This window comes from Sideroxyarcus sp. TK5 (assembly GCF_054601595.1).
On record NZ_BAAHSJ010000002.1, the window covers coordinates 308,212 to 324,585 of the forward strand.

The 16,374-nt window shown below is 62.0% G+C and carries 14 protein-coding genes; 10 read left to right on the forward strand and 4 right to left on the reverse strand.

Features of this window, described 5'->3' with window-relative positions; genetic code table 11:
- Positions 1 to 67 precede the first annotated feature (67 nt).
- From ACYPYQ_RS04590 to ACYPYQ_RS04635, 10 genes are all read left to right on the forward strand, one after another.
- Positions 68 to 2,563 (forward strand): 3-hydroxyacyl-CoA dehydrogenase/enoyl-CoA hydratase family protein, encoded by a 2,496-nt coding sequence (locus tag ACYPYQ_RS04590; RefSeq protein WP_459720409.1) that lies wholly within the window; start codon positions 68 to 70, stop codon positions 2,561 to 2,563.
- Position 2,564: 1 nt separating this feature from the next.
- Positions 2,565 to 3,056: a hypothetical protein gene (locus ACYPYQ_RS04595; protein WP_459720412.1), complete on the forward strand. Its 492-nt coding sequence runs from the start codon at positions 2,565 to 2,567 to the stop codon at positions 3,054 to 3,056.
- Between the two features lie 93 nt (positions 3,057 to 3,149).
- Positions 3,150 to 4,004, forward strand: a complete 855-nt coding sequence (locus tag ACYPYQ_RS04600; protein ID WP_459720414.1) for a tetratricopeptide repeat protein — start codon at positions 3,150 to 3,152, stop codon at positions 4,002 to 4,004.
- 157 nt (positions 4,005 to 4,161) lie between these two features.
- Positions 4,162 to 5,016 (forward strand): delta-class carbonic anhydrase, encoded by an 855-nt coding sequence (locus ACYPYQ_RS04605; RefSeq protein ID WP_459720417.1) that lies wholly within the window; start codon positions 4,162 to 4,164, stop codon positions 5,014 to 5,016.
- 148 nt (positions 5,017 to 5,164) lie between these two features.
- The gene (locus tag ACYPYQ_RS04610) at positions 5,165 to 6,361 is read left to right on the forward strand and encodes an acetyl-CoA C-acyltransferase (RefSeq protein ID WP_459720419.1); all 1,197 of its coding nucleotides are present in this window, start codon (positions 5,165 to 5,167) and stop codon (positions 6,359 to 6,361) included.
- Between the two features lie 229 nt (positions 6,362 to 6,590).
- On the forward strand, positions 6,591 to 7,787 hold the full coding sequence (locus ACYPYQ_RS04615) for an MFS transporter (protein WP_459720423.1): 1,197 nt from the start codon (positions 6,591 to 6,593) through the stop codon (positions 7,785 to 7,787).
- Positions 7,788 to 7,801: 14 nt separating this feature from the next.
- Positions 7,802 to 8,362: a chalcone isomerase family protein gene (locus tag ACYPYQ_RS04620; protein ID WP_459720427.1), complete on the forward strand. Its 561-nt coding sequence runs from the start codon at positions 7,802 to 7,804 to the stop codon at positions 8,360 to 8,362.
- Positions 8,355 to 9,596 (forward strand): hypothetical protein, encoded by a 1,242-nt coding sequence (locus ACYPYQ_RS04625; RefSeq protein ID WP_459720430.1) that lies wholly within the window; start codon positions 8,355 to 8,357, stop codon positions 9,594 to 9,596. The genes ACYPYQ_RS04620 and ACYPYQ_RS04625 overlap by 8 nt, the downstream gene beginning before the upstream one ends.
- 137 nt (positions 9,597 to 9,733) lie before the next feature.
- Positions 9,734 to 10,147 (forward strand): hypothetical protein, encoded by a 414-nt coding sequence (locus ACYPYQ_RS04630; RefSeq protein WP_459720433.1) that lies wholly within the window; start codon positions 9,734 to 9,736, stop codon positions 10,145 to 10,147.
- Positions 10,148 to 10,189: 42 nt separating this feature from the next.
- The gene (locus ACYPYQ_RS04635) at positions 10,190 to 11,656 is read left to right on the forward strand and encodes an HD-GYP domain-containing protein (protein ID WP_459720437.1); all 1,467 of its coding nucleotides are present in this window, start codon (positions 10,190 to 10,192) and stop codon (positions 11,654 to 11,656) included.
- A gap of 19 nt (positions 11,657 to 11,675) precedes the next feature.
- On the opposite strand, the gene amrS is transcribed toward ACYPYQ_RS04635, so the two are convergent.
- From amrS to ACYPYQ_RS04655, 4 genes are all read right to left on the reverse strand, one after another.
- Positions 11,676 to 12,770: an AmmeMemoRadiSam system radical SAM enzyme gene (gene amrS, locus ACYPYQ_RS04640; protein WP_459720442.1), complete on the reverse strand. Its 1,095-nt coding sequence runs from the start codon at positions 12,768 to 12,770 to the stop codon at positions 11,676 to 11,678.
- Between the two features lies 1 nt (position 12,771).
- On the reverse strand, positions 12,772 to 13,323 hold the full coding sequence (gene amrA, locus ACYPYQ_RS04645) for an AmmeMemoRadiSam system protein A (RefSeq protein WP_459720447.1): 552 nt from the start codon (positions 13,321 to 13,323) through the stop codon (positions 12,772 to 12,774).
- On the reverse strand, positions 13,316 to 14,116 hold the full coding sequence (amrB, locus tag ACYPYQ_RS04650; protein ID WP_459720450.1) for an AmmeMemoRadiSam system protein B: 801 nt from the start codon (positions 14,114 to 14,116) through the stop codon (positions 13,316 to 13,318). The genes amrA and amrB overlap by 8 nt, the downstream gene beginning before the upstream one ends.
- Positions 14,117 to 14,191: 75 nt before the next feature.
- Positions 14,192 to 16,282 (reverse strand): methyl-accepting chemotaxis protein, encoded by a 2,091-nt coding sequence (locus tag ACYPYQ_RS04655; protein ID WP_459720453.1) that lies wholly within the window; start codon positions 16,280 to 16,282, stop codon positions 14,192 to 14,194.
- Positions 16,283 to 16,374 lie beyond the last annotated feature (92 nt).

Sequence of the window (16,374 nt, forward strand, 5' to 3'; positions counted from 1 at the left end):
TTGCAGTTCGTGAACGGCTGGGGGAACTCCCCGCCGTTTTCACTGCTTTATGATTGAGGGGAAAGCGATGGGCAGTCAACTGAAGATTCGCAAGGTCGCCGTGCTCGGTGCGGGCGTGATGGGCGCGCAGATCGCCGCGCATCTGGTCAACGCCAATGTCGAGACATTGCTGTTCGAACTGCCCGCGAAAGAAGGCGACCCGAACGGCAACGTGAACAAGGCGCTGGACGGCCTGAAGAAACTCGATCCGGCGCCCATCTCATCCCCGTCCCGTGTCGCTTACATCGAAGCGGCGAATTACGGGCAGCATCTGGACAAGTTGCGCGAGTGCGACCTCATCATCGAAGCCATCGCCGAGCGCATCGACTGGAAGTCCGACCTGTACCGCAAGGTCGCACCGTTCGTGAACGAGCGAGCCATCTTCGCCACCAACACTTCCGGTCTTTCCATCAACACTTTGGCGGAGGCGTTCCCCGAGAACCTGCGCCACCGTTTCTGCGGCATCCATTTCTTCAACCCGCCGCGCTACATGCATCTGGTGGAGCTGATCCCGTGCAAGGGCACGGAGGCATCGCTGCTGGACGAACTGGAGACCTTCCTCGTTTCCACGCTGGGCAAGGGCGTGGTGCGCGCCAAGGACACGCCCAACTTCATCGCCAACCGCATCGGCGTATTCTCCATGCTCGCCACCAAGCACCATGCGGCGGCGTTCAACTTAGGCTTCGACATGGTGGACGCGCTGACCGGCCGCTACCTCGGCCGTCCCAAGAGCGCCACTTTCCGCACACTGGACGTGGTGGGCCTCGACGTGTTCGCGCATGTGGTCAACACCATGCGCGAGAACCTCACCGAAGACCCGTGGCATAAACATTTCGAGCTGCCGGGCTGGTTCCAGTACCTGGTCGATCAGGGTTCTCTGGGGCAGAAGAGCAAACGCGGCATCTACCAGAAGATCGGCAAGGAGATCCACGTGCTCGATCTGCATACGCGCGAATACAAATTCTCCGACGCGAAAGTGGACGATGCCGTGAAAGACATCCTGCGCGAACGCGACTGGGCGAAGAAGCTGGCCGGCCTGCGCAACAGCCAGCATCCGCAGGCGCAGTTCCTGTGGGCGGTGTTCCGCGACGTGTTCCACTACTGCGCGCTGCATCTGGAAGCCATCGCCGACAACGCGCGCGACCTCGACTTCGCCGTGCGCTGGGGATTCGGCTGGGACAACGGTCCGTTCGAGATATGGCAGGCCGCCGGCTGGCAACAGGTCACCGGCTGGATCGCCGAAGACATCGCCGCCGGCAAGGCGATGGCGGACAAACCGCTACCGGTGTGGGTGGCCGATCCGGCGCGCAGCGGCGTGCATACGGCGCAGGGCTCCTATGCCCCGGCCACACGCGCGATGGCGCCGCGCTCCACACTGTCCGTCTATCGGCGCCAGCCCTATCCTGACCGACTGCTCGGCGAAGAACGCCACTACGGCGAAACCATCTTCGAGACCGACGAAGTGCGCCTGTGGCACACCGGAGACGATATCGCCATCCTCAGCTTCAAGACCAAGATGCACACCGTCAGCAACGAGGTGCTGGACGGCATCCTGCGCGCGGTGGACGAGGCCGAGCAGCATTTCAGCGCGCTCATCCTGTGGCAGAGCGAGCCGCCGTTCTCCGCCGGGGCCAACCTGCTGCAACTGATGCAGGGCGTGCAGGAGACGCCCGACACCGGCCTGTTCGGCAAGCTCAAGGGCGCGGTGAACCGCGTCAAATACACCGCAGCGGGCGGCGGTGGCGTGGGCGACATCCTCAATGCCGCCACCGGCAACGTGCCCAAGGTGCAGGAAGTAGTCGCCAAGTTCCAGCAGACCTCCATGCGCCTCAAATACGCGCAGGTGCCCACCATCGCCGCAGTGGACGGCCTTGCGCTCGGCGGCGGCTGCGAGTTCTCCATCCACTGCTCAAGGATAGTTGCCACGCTGGAAAGCTACATCGGTCTGGTCGAAGTCGGTGTCGGCCTGCTGCCCGCCGGCGGCGGCTGCAAGGAGATGGCGCAACGCGCCGCGAATGAAGCACAGCGCTACTCCAGCGACAACCGAGTGGACATCTTCCCCTTCGTTCGCAAGTACTTCCAGAACATCGCCATGGGCGAGGTCGCCAAGAGCGCCGAGCTGGCAAGAGAGATGGGCTACCTGCGGCAGGGCGACCGCATCGTGATGAACAAGTTCGAGCTGCTGCACATCGCCAAGGAAGAAGCGAAAGCGCTCAACGCCACCGCCTACCGCCCACCGCTGCACCAGCGCCAGATCGCCGTCGCCGGCCGCACCGGCACCGCCACGCTGAAAGCCGCGATGATCAACATGCTCGAAGGCGGCTTCATCTCCGAACACGACTACAACATCGGCTGTCGCGTGGCCGACACGCTATGCGGCGGCGATGTGGAAGCGGGTTCGCTGGTGGACGAACAATGGCTGCTCGACCTGGAGATCAAACATTTCATGGAACTGCTCGCCACCGATAAGACCCAGGCACGCATCGAGCATATGTTGAAGAGTGGGAAGCCGTTGAGGAACTAAGATGCTTACTGATGTAGGTGAATATATTGTTGGAGCCTACCTTCAGCTTGAAGAAGGTTGTGATTTTGTTGATTACAACATCAGGCCTCCAGGAGGAGGATTAGAAGGATTGGGTGAGCTTGATGTTGTAGGTTTGAACTTCAAAACGAAAACGGCTTACGTATGTGAGGTGACAACACACATCAGAGGTGTTCTATACAAGAACAATCAAGAGACTGTCGAGAGAGTCAAAAAGAAGCATGAAAGGCAGAAAAAGTATGCCTCGGAAAATTTATCTAACTTTAAAAATATTAAATTTCAATTTTGGTCGCCAGTAGTTCCAAGAGGGTATATCACGGAAAATCTGGAGAAAGTTAAGGGCCTCGAATTGATTATCAATGGTGAGTACAAGAAACGAATTATTCAGTTGCAGGAGAAGGCTAGAGATACAACGCATGACGCCAAGAATCCTATTTTTCGCGTGCTTCAGATATTGGAACATCTTCGTGATTAATAACAATATGGGGTCGGCGATATGGGGGCAGCATCGGAATTGAATTTTCAGATGCTACTGCGATGAAATTGGAACAGGAAAGGTAAGCAGCAAATGTATTCGCAGGACGTGACACAAGCCGATTTCGAGGAAAAGGTCATCGCCGCTTCGTTCAAGCAGCCGGTGGTGATCGACTTCTGGGCGCCGTGGTGTGCGCCGTGCAAGGTACTGAAGCCCTTGCTGGAGAAGTTGGCGGAGGAGTATGGCGGGCGCTTCCTGCTGGCCAAGGTGGATTCGGACGAGAATCCGGACATCTCGGCGCAGTTCAAGGTGCGCGGCATCCCGGCGGTGAAGGCGGTGGTGAACGGCCAGGTGGTGGACGAGTTCACCGGGGCGCAGCCGGAGAGTGTGGTGCGCGCCTGGCTGGAGAAGATCATCCCCAGCCCGGCCGAAGAGTTGCGCCTCGCGGCGCAGCAGCTGGCGGCCACGGGTGATATTGACGGTGCGCTGCAGAAGCTTTCGGAGGCTTCGGCGCTGGATCCGAGCAACGAGTGGGTGCGCGTGGATGCGGCGGAGCTGTCGCTGCACAAGGGCGAGACGCAAGAGGCGCAGCGCCTGCTCGACAGTCTGAAGGATGTGGATGTACTGAAGGATGCGCGGGTGCTGCAACTGAAGGCGCACACACGGCTAGCCGAGATGAGCGGGAGCGGCGAGAGCGAGGCGGTACTGAGTGCGGCGGTGGCGGCGGACGGCAACGACCTCGAGGCGCGGCTGAAGCTGGCTAATGTGCTGATCGCCTCGAACCGCGTGGCCGAGGGCATGGACCAGTTGCTGGAGATCGTGCGGCGCGACCGCAAGTTCAAGGACGACATCGGGCGCAAGACGCTGCTGGATGTATTCAATCTGCTGGGCGGTTCGGGCGAGCTGGTGAAGGACTATCGCCGCAAGCTGGCGGGCCTGCTGAACTGATCCAATGTGAAAAAAACGTCAAGAATATTAGTCGCTTCTAACGCTAGCCCGTTTGCTGCGGATTGCTTGTAGAATCCGCCGCCGCAATCGCACTGTTCGGTAACACTTATAAAAACAAGCTGTACATTTCCAACGAACATTTTAGGGTGAGACGCAAATGACAAGACTCAGGGAGAGTTATGTAGGTTTGGTAGTGGCATTGGGCCTGGCTTCGGGCAGCGCGTTCGCGAGCGATCATGGTCACGGCCATGATGCGCACGGTCACGAAGCGGCAGCGCCGGCGTGTACCGGCTTCGGGCCGCAGACACCGCGCGACATCGACAGCGCGAAGGGTGCGAACACACGCACTTTTGCACTGGCGGCTGACTACAAGCAGATGAACCTGTGCAATATCCACATGCACGAGAACGCGGAGCACAAGGCCAAGGACTATTCCATCTATGCCGGTGACGGCCACGAGGGTTATGGCAGCGGCTACAAGTGCAACATCAGCAAGAGCCTGAGCAAGGCCGAGCTGGCGCCGCTGGCCAAGCCCGCCTGCAAGAGCGCGCACGGCGACCTGCAGCCCGGCGACACCATCGAGGTGCACTGGGTGCATTCTTCCGCTGACGTGAAGCCCGGCAAGACGCTGGGTGCCTGCCTGTCGGACAAGAACAAGAATCCGGACCTGCGCGTGGAAGCCCAGGTGTTCGTGCTGGTGAACGACAAGAACGCGCTGAACTTCAACGACCTGGGATATGGCGGCAACATGGTGAACGGTTTCCATCAGGCCAAGTCGATCCCGGGCAATACCGGCAAGCCGGTGCTGTTCGCGGGTTCGACCACCGGCCCGAGCTATTCCGATTCGACCTGCTCGCCGCTGCAGGTGACCTGGAGCGTGCGTCCGATGTGCGCCAAGCTGGACATCAATTCGGTGGCCAAATGGTGTGAGTCGAACGAGTTCGAGGAAGATCACGCACACGGCGTGCGCAAGCTGGTGACCGAGCCGGCGCTGCTGTCCGAGATCAAGTAACACCCGCGCTGCCGGTGCGGCGACGCACCGCGTGCTTGAACGCCCCCTCCCGCGAGGGGGCGTTTGTTTTTGTCCTTCACCCCGGCGGGGCGCTGACGTATGATGCAGACGACACCCCGCAAGCCAACTTCGTCCGATGGAGCGAGCCATGAGCAGACAAGTCCAGGAAGCCTATATCGTCGCCGCGACGCGCACGCCGGTGGGCAAGGCACCGCGCGGCATGTTCCGCAACACGCGCCCCGACGATCTCCTTTCCCATGTATTGAAAAGCGTGCTGGCGCAGGCGCCGTCGCTCGATCCGGCCAGTGTCTGCGATGTCATTGTGGGCTGCGCGATGCCGGAGGCGGAGCAGGGCATGAACGTGGCGCGCATTTCGCTGCTGCTGGCGGGACTGCCCGACACGGTGCCGGGCATGACCATCAACCGTTTCTGTTCTTCCGGCGTGCAGGCGGTGGCGCTGGCCGCCGACCGCATCCGTCTCGGTGAGGCGGACGTGATGATCGCGGCGGGCACCGAGAGCATGAGCATGGTGCCGATGATGGGCAACAAGGTGGCGTTCAATCCGGCCATCTTCGAGGACGAGCATGTGGGCATCGCCTACGGCATGGGCATGACGGCGGAGAAGGTGGCCGAGCGCTGGAAGGTGTCGCGCGAGGCGCAGGATGCCTTCGCCTTGCAGAGCCATTTGCGCGCGATCTCTGCGATCAACAACGGCGAGTTCACGGACGAGATCACCCCCTATCAGATCACTGAGCATGCACCGGACATGCATAGCCGTGAGGTGAACGTGATGACACGCATGGTTGTGCAGGACGAAGGCCCGCGTGCGGATACCTCGCTGGAAGCACTGGCGAAGTTGAAGACGGTGTTCGCGCTGAAGGGGTCGGTGACGGCGGGCAACAGTTCGCAGATGTCCGACGGGGCGGCGGCGGTGTTGCTGTGTTCGGAAGCGGCGCTGAAGCGCTATAACTTGACGCCCATCGGCAAGTTCCTCGGTTTCTCGGTGGCCGGCGTGCCGCCGGAGATCATGGGCATCGGTCCCAAGGAGGCCATCCCGCGTGTGCTGAAGCAGGTGGGGCTGTCGTTGAACGACATGGGCTGGATCGAACTGAACGAGGCGTTCGCCGCGCAGTCGCTGGCAGTGATCAACGATGTCGGGCTGAACCCGGAGATCGTCAATCCGCTGGGTGGGGCCATCGCGCTGGGCCATCCGCTGGGCGCGACCGGTGCGATCCGCACGGCCACGCTGCTGCACGGTATGCGCCGCCGCAAGCAGAAGTACGGCATGGTGACGATGTGCATCGGCACCGGCATGGGCGCGGCCGGGGTGTTCGAGGCTTTGTGATGTCGTCATTCCCGCGCAGGCGGGAATCCAGTGGCTTCAATCCCGATGCATTTTGGAAACCTCTGGTCAAGTATCGATTCGTCATTCCGGCGCAGGCCGGAATCCAGTTCTTTTGATAAGCTGGACACCGGCCTGCGCCGGTGTGACGGTAGGGGCAGGGATGGTTTCTTGCTGGATTCCCGCCTGTGCGGGAATGACGGAGTGGATGGTGTGATCTGCGTGAATCTCCATGAATGACAATCTCTCAAAGTCACGCATCCCCCGTGGCGTCTGGGTGCTGGGTTTCGTCAGCCTGCTGATGGACATCTCGTCCGAGATGATCCATAGCCTGCTGCCCTTGTTCATGGTCGGCACGCTGGGCATCAGCGTGCTGGCGGTGGGCATCATCGAGGGGCTGGCCGAGGCGACGGCGCTGATGGTGAAGGTGTTCTCCGGCGCGCTGAGCGACTATCTCGGCAAGCGCAAAGGACTGGCGCTGCTGGGCTATGCCATGGGCGCGCTGACCAAGCCGCTGTTCGCCCTGGCGCAGGGCGCGGGCATGGTGCTCACCGCGCGCCTCACCGACCGCATCGGCAAGGGCATACGCGGTGCGCCGCGCGATGCGCTGGTCGCCGACATCACGCCGAAGGAGGTGCGCGGTGCGGCGTTCGGCCTGCGCCAGTCGCTGGATACCGTCGGGGCCTTTCTCGGCCCGCTGTTTGCGGTGGGCTTGATGCTGCTGTGGGCCAACGATTTCCGCGCGGTGTTCTGGGTGGCGGTGATCCCCGGTCTGCTGGCGGTGGCGCTGCTGCTGTTCGGGGTGCGCGAGCCGGAGCGCACGGAGACGCACAAGCCGGTGAACCCGATCAGGCGCGAGAACCTGAGACGGCTGAGCAGCGCCTACTGGTGGGTGGTGGGTTTCGGTGCGGTGTTCACGTTGGCGCGCTTCTCCGAGGCCTTCCTGGTGTTGCGTGCGGAGCAGAGCGGCGTGCCGGTGGCGTTCGTGCCGCTGGTGATGGTGGCGATGAGTCTGGTGTACGCAGCGACGGCCTATCCTTTCGGCAAACTCTCGGACAGTGTCAGCCATACCAAGCTACTGGCATTGGGGTTGCTGGTGCTGATCGCGGCGGATGCGGCGCTGGCCTGGGACAATCACTGGTGGTTCGTGCTGCTGGGCGTGGCGCTGTGGGGCGTGCACATGGGCATCACGCAGGGCCTGCTGGCGCGCATGGTGGCGGATACCGCACCGGCCGATCTGCGCGGCACAGCGTATGGATTCTTCAATTTGATGAGCGGGCTGGCGATGCTGCTGGCGAGTGTGCTGGCCGGCGTGTTGTGGCAGACGCTGGGCGCGGCCAGCACCTTCATCGGTGGCGCGGTGATCTGCATGGCGGCCATGGGGATACTGTTCTGGCGCAATGCTAAACTGCGGACAAGCAAGTCTTGAATGAGGGAGTGGTCATGCAACGAGTGGTGATGGCGGGTTTGTTGCTGTGGGCGAGTGCGGCGGCGGCGCTGGAGGTGGAAGGGGTGAAACTGAGCGACAGCGTGCAGGTCGGCACGCAGGCGCTGGTGCTGAACGGCGCGGGCGTGCGTACCAAGTGGTTCTTCAAGGTCTATGTCGGGGCCTTGTACCTGCCGCAGAAGCAGAAGGCTGCCGATGTGGTGATCGCCGACGAGCAGGTGCAGCGCGTCGCGCTCCACATGTTGCGTGACCTAAGCAGCAAACGTTTGTACGGGGCGTTCAACGAAGCCATCCAGGCGAACCATGATGGCGCGGAATTGAAGGCCATGAAGGGGCAGCTCGAACAGATGGCCAACATCTTCAATGAGATCGGCGAGGCCAAGCAGGGTGATGTGATCACGCTCGATTACCAGCCGGCCGGCGGTACGCAGATCAGTTTGAACGGCAAGGTGTACGGCACCGTTGCGGGCGCTACGTTCAAGCGCGCGCTGTTGAAGATATGGCTGGGCAACAAGCCGGCGCAGGACGATTTGAAGAAGGCGATGCTCGGTGGCTGATGCGCTGTCGCCGGATACGGCAACCGAACATTTCGACGTCGACCACGACTTCGTCGCGCACCTGAACGGCGAATGTCTGGATTGGAACGGCATGGATGGAGCCGCCTTGCAGCAGGCACTGCAGGCGCAGGGTGAGGGCTGGTTCGGGCTGGTCCAGGAGCGCTGCCCGCATCTGTTCGCTGCAGTCCCGGTGTTCATCAGCGATCTGCAGTTGCGCCAGATGGAGCAAGTCATCGCGGCGGCAGAACTGGCGCTGGGTAGGTCGGAAGATGCTGCGCCGCTCGGCGTGTTCTATGGTTACGACTTCCACCTCAACGCGCAGGGCGCGCACCTGATCGAGATCAACACCAACGCGGGCGGTGCATTCCTCAATGCGCTGCTGATCGGCAGCCAGCGTGATGCCACCCTGTATGGCGAGGCGGTGGGAGAGGCCGATCCGGAGCAGGCGTTCATCGACATGTTCCGCAATGAATGGCGTCTGGCGCAAGGCGATGCGCCGTTGCAGTCGGTCGCCATCGTGGATGAGCAACCGGCGTCGCAGTATCTCTATCCGGAATTCCTGTTTGCGCAGAAGATGTTCCAACGCGCAGGCATCGCTGCTTTCATCGCCGATCCGGCGCAGCTGGAGGCGCGCGACGATGGTCTGTATCTGGAAGGCCGCCGCATCGATCTGGTCTACAACCGGCTCACGGATTTCGATTTGGCGCAGCATGTGCATCTGCGGCGAGTGTGGGAACGCAGGCAGGTGGTGTTGACCCCGGGGCCCGCGCATCACGCGAAATATGCGGACAAGCGCAAGCTGGCCTGGCTCACCGATGCCGCCGCACTGCGGGCCGCCGGTGTGGCGGAAGAGGCGATCGAGACCTTGCAGCAGGGCATCCCGCTCACCAGGATCGTGCGGGCGGCAGATGCGGAACGCTGGTGGCCTGAGCGCAAGGAGTGGTTCTTCAAGCCGGTGAGCGGTTATGGCAGCAAGGGCGCCTATCGCGGCGACAAGATGACCAAGCGTGTGTTCGATGAGGTAATGCAGGCCGACTACATCGCGCAGCAACTGGCGATGCCCGGCGAGCGCAAGGTGTGTTCGGGCGGCGAATCCGTGTCACTGAAATATGACGTGCGGTGCTATGTATATGCCGGACGCGTCCAGATGATCGCCGCCCGACTGTACCAGGGGCAGACCACGAACTTCCGCACACCCGGCGGGGGATTCGCTCTGGTGCGGGTGATTTCTTGAACCTCATTGAATCAATGCGTTAGACGTTTGGTATAGGCTGTTGTATAGGCCGATATATAGGCCGTTCGGCATATTGAACCGGCCGTTTCCTACGCGCAGAATGACCATCCCATCTGGTCTTTTGCAGGAGGTGCATCATGTGGAAACAGGTCGGCAACACGGTTCAACGCAATGCCCCCCCCTTGGTACGTTTCGACGGCATCCGCGCTATTCAGATGCACCTCAACCAAAGATCCAAGGTGGAAGCCTATGTCCATGGCTATTCGACTGAGAAGCCAGAGTTTCCCGAAGATTGTTGTGCAGGTTGCCCGGTCGGCGAGTGGATACACGGCGAGGGTGGCAAGCAATGCAAGGATGTGGCCCTGCTGAACGACCTGCATGAGAGCTGCTATGAGTTCCACGAGGCGGCGACACAGGCATTGCTGCTGGTCGAACTGGGCAAGCGTGAAGCGGCGATGACCATCGTGCGCGGCAGCCGTTTCTTCAAGGATGCTTCGGACCGCTACCAGTCCAATCTGGCAAAACTCCACCTGTCGTTCGAGATGGCCTAGGCACTCCCGCACGCTGCCGATGCGACCCTGAAGGAGTCTGTCATGGACATGACATCCAAGCATCCCGCCCATCCTGATAGCTGGCGATTCAACTGGGGGTTCGCGCTGGATGCGGAATCGCTCAGGATACGCCGGGAGCAGTTGCGTACCAGGATGGAGATGTTCCCGGCCATGGTGTTCAGCCAGATGGCGGTGCAGCCGCTATTCGTCTGGTTGTTCTGGGACCTGGCCTCCCACTCGGCGCTGCTGTTCTGGCTGGCCGTGTCGTTCGCGTTGCATGTGGCGGAGATCGCCAAGTGGAGTTTGCATCGCCACCGGCTCGACACGCTGGCGGAGTGCCGTGATTGGCACCTGCATTTCACTTTCTCCGCGCTGGCTTCCGGTTTGCTGTGGGGCGCAGCCTGTCTGATGTTCTTCCCGGACGACATGTTCTACCAGGGCATACTGATCTGCATCATGCTCGGTCTGGTCGCGGGCGGGGTCGCCATGAACCCGGTCCATCCGCCTGCCTCGTTCGCCTATCTGTTCGGCATCATGCTGCCGCTCATCGGCCGGGTGATGGCGGAGGGCGACACCCTGCACTGGATACTGGCCATGATGCTGCTGCTGTTCTGCATCGTCATGCTGGTGGCGGGCAGGGTGTTGAGCACGACCTTTCAGACCTCTCTGGAGCAGCGTTTCGAGAACCTGACGTTGCTGAAGCAGCTGGAGGCGCAGAAGAACGCGACCGAGTCGGCGCGCGACCAGCTGGAGAAGGCCAATGCCGAGCTGCGCGCGCATGAGAGCAAGCTGGAGCTGATGGTGCAGGATCGCACATCGCAGTTGCGCATGCAGACCGAGGAGGTCGGGCTGATCAAGGATGCCACGATACTGGCGCTGTCCTCGCTGGCGGAGACGCGTGACAACGAGACCGGCAACCACATCCGGCGCACACAGCAATACATACGGTTGCTGGCGCAGCGCCTGCAGCGGCATCCACGCTTCCGGGATTTCCTCAGCGACGAGAATGTGGAACTGCTGTTCAAACTGGCACCGCTGCATGATGTGGGCAAGGTCGGTATCCCGGACCATATCCTGCACAAGCCGGGGAAACTGACCGATGAAGAGTTCGAGATCATGAAGAAACACACCATACTGGGCGGGAATGCGATCGCGGCGGCCGAGAGTCAGGTGAACATCCAGAGCCATTTCCTGCGCGTGGCACGCCAGATCGCGGTCGGGCATCACGAGAAATGGGACGGCAGCGGTTATCCGTACGGACTGGGCGGAGACGACATCCCGATTTCCGCACGGTTGATGGCGCTGGCCGATGTCTATGATGCCTTGTCCTGCGACCGTGTGTACAAGCAGGCCATCGCGCACGAGGAGGTGGTCGACATCATCGCTTCCGGGCGCGACACGCAGTTCGATCGCGACATCGTCGATGCCTTCCTCGATATCCGGGCCGATTTCTCCCGCATCGCGCGGCGTTTCCGCGACGAAGGGCGCGGCATGGTGCTCGCAGGGTAGTGTTGACGGCGCTGCCCGCTCAGCGGGCCCGGATCACAACGGGGATGCGCTGCCGGCCGAACTGCCCCTCGAACTTGCCGAACCTGCCCGCCAAGGGGCTGCCGCAATGCGTGCATGTCCCCTGTTCGCTGACCGCATATTCCAGTATCCGGTGCCAGTCGCGCACGATCAGCGTCTGTCCGCAGTTCGCGCAATATGTGGTGCCGCCATCCAGGTCATGCACGTTGCCGGTATACACATGATGCAGACCGGCCGCATGGCCGATGTGCCTGGCTTCCGATAGTTTCGCGACCGGTGTGGCGGGGATGGCGGTCATCTTGTAATCGGGGTGGAAGGCCGTGAAATGCAGCGGCACGTCCTGACCTAGCTCCAGTGCGATCCATTCACACATCTGGCCGATCTCATGCGCACTGTCGTTGTATCCCGGGATCAGCAGGGTGGTCAGTTCCACCCATACATCGGTCTCCCTGCACAGATACTGCAAGGTCTCCAGCACCGGCTGCAGGTGGGCACCGGTCTGTTTGAAATAGAACTCGTCGGTGAAGGCTTTCAGGTCGACGTTGGCCGCGTCCATGCCGGCGTAGAACTCGGCCCGGGGTTGTGCATGGATGTAACCCGCCGTCACCGCCACCGTCTTCACGCCGACCGCATGACAGGCGTCCGCCACATCCATCGCATACTCGGCGAAGATCACAGGGTCGTTGTAGGTGAAGGCCACGCTCTTGCAATCGAGGTCTACGGCACTGGCGGCGATGGCCTGCGGGGTGGCTTGATCGGCCAAGCGGTCGAAACTGCGCGCCTTGGAGATGTCCCAGTTCTGGCAGAACTTGCAGGCGAGGTTGCAGCCGGCTGTTCCGAACGACAGGATGCTGCTGCCGGGATAGAAGTGGTTGAGCGGTTTCTTCTCGATGGGGTCGACGCAGAAGCCGGAACTGCGACCATAGGTGGTGAGCACCATCGCGTCGTTGATGCGGCCGCGCACGAAGCACGCGCCGCGCTGCCCCTCCTGCAGCTTGCAGTCGCGCGGGCACAGGTCGCACTGGATACGGCCGTCTTCCAGCCGGTGCCAGTAGCGTGCGGGGTAGCGTTCCTCGATGCCGATCGGTTCGTCCATCTCATGCTCCTTCGCTGAATTTCTGCACGTTGTAGCGCGAGAGGCGGATATCGTCGGACCAGAAGTCGGCAGGCAGTCCCGCTTTCTCTTTCAGGTGGCCGAGGAAATCCGCAGGCTCGGGCAACTGCGCCCAGACCTGAGGCAGATAGGTGGCGCGGCTGCGGCCATATTCGAGGATCACGCCGTCCCGGCCGGGATGGAGTCGGGCCAAGGCATCCGCCTCGCTCTTGAAGCTGACGGGCTCGGGCGTGCTGAGCAGGGAGACTTCTATCTGCACTTCTGCGAACTCCTCTTTGCCCAGTGGCGGGAAGCGCGGGTCGCGGAATGCGGCAGCTACGGCGTTGTGGCGCACATCGTCATACAGCGCGCGATGAGCCTCCAGGCTGCCGATGCAGCCGCGCAGCCGGCCGTGCAAGTTCAATGTCACGAAGGTCGCGCCGTCCTGCGCCAGCCAGTCACTGCGTGGCAGGTCGTGCGAATCGAAGCCCAGCTCGCGGGCGATGGCGGCGCGCGCCAGTCGCAGCAATGTCAGTCCATGTTGTTCATCATTCATGGCCGTTCTCCTCGCAAAAGGCAAAGGCCGCATAACCGACCACGCCATCGCGCGGCCCGGCGGTGTCGCCCGAGTTGCGCAGGTCGAGCAGATGCGGCGTGAGGTGATGCCGGCGAGCGGCGAGCAGCAGGCCGTTGACCGGTGTCGCGCCGCATGCCTCGTCGTGCGTGATGCCGGGGCGCAGCGCAAGGATGTCTTGGGCGGTCTTCTGGTCGACCAGTCTGGAAACCTCATAAGGCAGATAGTGGGAGAGATCCGAACTGATCACGATCAGCGTCTCTGTTCCGCCCCAGAGTCGCAGCAGGACTTCGGCGACGTCTTCCGTACGGGCATCGCCCACCGCCAGCGGCAGCAGGGTGAAGTCGTTCAGCGCGATTTGCAGGAACGGCAACTGGACCTCCAGTGCGTGCTCGAAGGCATGTGCCTGGGCGCTGACCGTGATCTGGGGCAGGTCGGCGATGGCGCGCATGGCGTCCGTGTCCAGCGCGACGGGGCCCAGCGGTGTGGAGAAGGTGTCCGCATCGGGCAGGGCCATGCCGTGTACCGGGACGCGGTGGGTAGGGCCCAGCAGGATCACCCGGCGGATGCGGGAGGCGATCGTTCGCAGGCTGGCATAGGCGCTGGCGGCGACCGGACCGGAATACATGTATCCGGCATGGGGGACGATCAGTGCCTTGGGTGTCAGGTCGCTCGCGGCAGGGGAGGCCAGCAAGGCGCGCACATCTGCGGCCAGGGTGTTGGCATCGGCCGGATAGAAGGATCCGGCGACAGCAGGCGGACGTGTGTTCGGCATGACGACTCCCTTCGGGGAATTGCATGCGCCCAGCATAGGACGCCGGGCCCCGCCGGGCAAGCAGGAATTCTCGGGCTAGGTGGCGGGGTCGTCGGTCATGCCGCACTTGGTCAGCGGATAGCCGGCCTTGCGCAGTTCTACCGCCGATCGGGCCAGTTCCTCGGCGGAGGATTTTGCTTCTGCCGATGAGCTGGCGTTATGTTCCACCAGCGCGGTGATGCGCTCCAGACTTTCGGCCACCTGTTTGCCGGCCGCGGTCTGGTCGCTCGACGCTTTGGCGATGTGGTCGACGCGCGAAGCGACGTTGACCGAGGCGCTCATGATCTCCTTCAGACCGTCGCCGTTCTTGCGTATCAGGTCTATGCTCTGGCTCACCTTGCTGACGGAGTGTTCCATGGAAGCCACGGCCGTGTCGGAGATGGCGGTGATCTCGCCGATGTTGCGCGTGATGTCGGTGGTGCTGTTGGCGGTGCGTTCGGCCAGCTTGCGAACCTCGTCGGCGACTACCGCGAAGCCGCGCCCCTGCTCGCCCGCACGCGCCGCTTCGATGGCTGCGTTCAGCGCCAGCAGGTTGGTCTGGTCGGCGATCTCCTTGATGGTGTCTGCGATCGCGCCGATGCGCTGGATGGCCTGACCCAGATCGGAGATGGTCTTGCTGGATGACTGCACGGTATTGGCCACTTCGCCGGTCGCTTCGATGCTCAGCTCCATGTTGCGGTTGTTCTCCTCCACCACGCGCTGCATGGCTTTGGCGTCCTGCAGCGAATCGTTCGCCATGTGCGAGACCTCCTCTACCGACAGGCTGAACTGCTCCATGGAGCGTGTGATCTGCTGGATGTTGTCGCGTTCGTTCACGGCATTGTCGGCCACCGTGCTCACCCGCTGGTCCATCTCGGTGATGCGCCCCTGTATCTTCTTCACCGGCGTGACGATCTCGTCCACCGTGGTGCGCAGATAGGTCTGCATGGTCTGGATCTCGCACAGTAACTGGCCCATCTCGTCCCGCGTGGAGATGTCCAGCTGGCCGTCCAGATTGCCTTCCATGATGTTGCGGAACTCGCTGCGCACGGCCGCCGCCGGCGTGCGCACGTAGCGTTTGACCGAGAAGCCGATGAAGAAATACAGGAACACGTGCAGGGCGACCTGGCCGAGCACGGTCTGCACTTCCATATGGTTGATGCGGGCATAGTCGGGGGCGAGGTCTATCGTCACGTCCGACGCGCCGAGTATGGTGCCTTCCTCGGTCTGGTGACAGCCGGTGCAGTCGGTGCCGTGGAAGTCCTTGCTGGCGGCATAGGGGGTGATGACGCGCAGCATGGGATTGCCCTGCGCATCTTTGCCGAAAGTGATGCGCGCCTGCTTGCTGGCGATCACTTCGCGCTGCACCTCGTCCTTGAGCTGCTCTTCCGGTAACCCCGGCCCGTACAGATCGACGACGGGTTGGGCGCGGACCAGTTGCACCGACTTGATGTTCACACCGGTGCTGATCTTGTGCAGCAGCAGTTTGCGGTTCTCGGTCTCGCTGATCTGTCCGGTGACCATCAGCAGGTTGGCGCCGTCGATGATCTCGTTGGCTACCTGTGCACCTTTCTCTTCCGCCAGGATCCTGGATTCTTCGCGCAGGTTGGCCGAGACGAATATCTGCGCGCCGGAAAGCACGACCACCAGCGACATCTGGATCAGGAATTGCAGCTTGCTGATCAGCGACCAGTTCTTGAATTTGTAGCGTTCATAGCGGGAGACGATCTGCTGTCCGCTGTTGCGCAGCCCGGCGTACAGCGATTCGGTGGCCGCCACGTCGTCGCGGGAAGGGGGGCGGCGCACCGAGACATATCCCGTGATGTTGCCGTTCTCGATGATGGGTGCCACAGTGGCATGCACCCAGTAGTGGTCGCCGTTCTTGCAGCGGTTCTTCACCAGTCCGCGCCACGGGTGTTCGTCTTTCAGGGTGTCCCACAGCCACTTGAAAGCCTGTGGCGGCATGTCGGGGTGGCGCACGATGTTGTGGCTCTTGCCGATCAGCTCATCCCGTGCATAGCCGGAGATGCGCACGAAGGCATCGTTCACATAGGTGATGATGCCTTTGGTGTCGGTCTTGGAAATGAGCACCGTCCCGGCCGGGAACGGCACTTCCTTCTGCGAGACGTAAGCGGTCCTGTTTTGCATGCTGTGCCTTCCCCCCTGAAGACTTGCGATGTAGAGACCCTATCGGCCGGAACCCCGTAAAGTTTAGGGCTATTCCGTCGCGGTGTCGGTGC

What these genes read in the sequence shown, in the direction of transcription:
- ACYPYQ_RS04620 (WP_459720427.1), top strand. Translation starts at nt 7,802, where the DNA reads ATGCAACGAGTGGTGATGGCGGGTTTGTTGCTGTGGGCGAGTGCGGCG.
- ACYPYQ_RS04610 (WP_459720419.1), top strand. Translation starts at nt 5,165, where the DNA reads ATGAGCAGACAAGTCCAGGAAGCCTATATCGTCGCCGCGACGCGCACG.
- ACYPYQ_RS04595 (WP_459720412.1), top strand. Translation starts at nt 2,565, where the DNA reads ATGCTTACTGATGTAGGTGAATATATTGTTGGAGCCTACCTTCAGCTT.
- amrB (WP_459720450.1), bottom strand. Translation starts at nt 14,116, where the DNA reads ATGCCGAACACACGTCCGCCTGCTGTCGCCGGATCCTTCTATCCGGCC.
- ACYPYQ_RS04590 (WP_459720409.1), top strand. Translation starts at nt 68, where the DNA reads ATGGGCAGTCAACTGAAGATTCGCAAGGTCGCCGTGCTCGGTGCGGGC.
- ACYPYQ_RS04655 (WP_459720453.1), bottom strand. Translation starts at nt 16,282, where the DNA reads ATGCAAAACAGGACCGCTTACGTCTCGCAGAAGGAAGTGCCGTTCCCG.
- ACYPYQ_RS04635 (WP_459720437.1), top strand. Translation starts at nt 10,190, where the DNA reads ATGGACATGACATCCAAGCATCCCGCCCATCCTGATAGCTGGCGATTC.
- ACYPYQ_RS04615 (WP_459720423.1), top strand. Translation starts at nt 6,591, where the DNA reads ATGAATGACAATCTCTCAAAGTCACGCATCCCCCGTGGCGTCTGGGTG.
- amrA (WP_459720447.1), bottom strand. Translation starts at nt 13,323, where the DNA reads ATGAATGATGAACAACATGGACTGACATTGCTGCGACTGGCGCGCGCC.
- ACYPYQ_RS04630 (WP_459720433.1), top strand. Translation starts at nt 9,734, where the DNA reads ATGTGGAAACAGGTCGGCAACACGGTTCAACGCAATGCCCCCCCCTTG.
- ACYPYQ_RS04605 (WP_459720417.1), top strand. Translation starts at nt 4,162, where the DNA reads ATGACAAGACTCAGGGAGAGTTATGTAGGTTTGGTAGTGGCATTGGGC.
- ACYPYQ_RS04600 (WP_459720414.1), top strand. Translation starts at nt 3,150, where the DNA reads ATGTATTCGCAGGACGTGACACAAGCCGATTTCGAGGAAAAGGTCATC.
- amrS (WP_459720442.1), bottom strand. Translation starts at nt 12,770, where the DNA reads ATGGACGAACCGATCGGCATCGAGGAACGCTACCCCGCACGCTACTGG.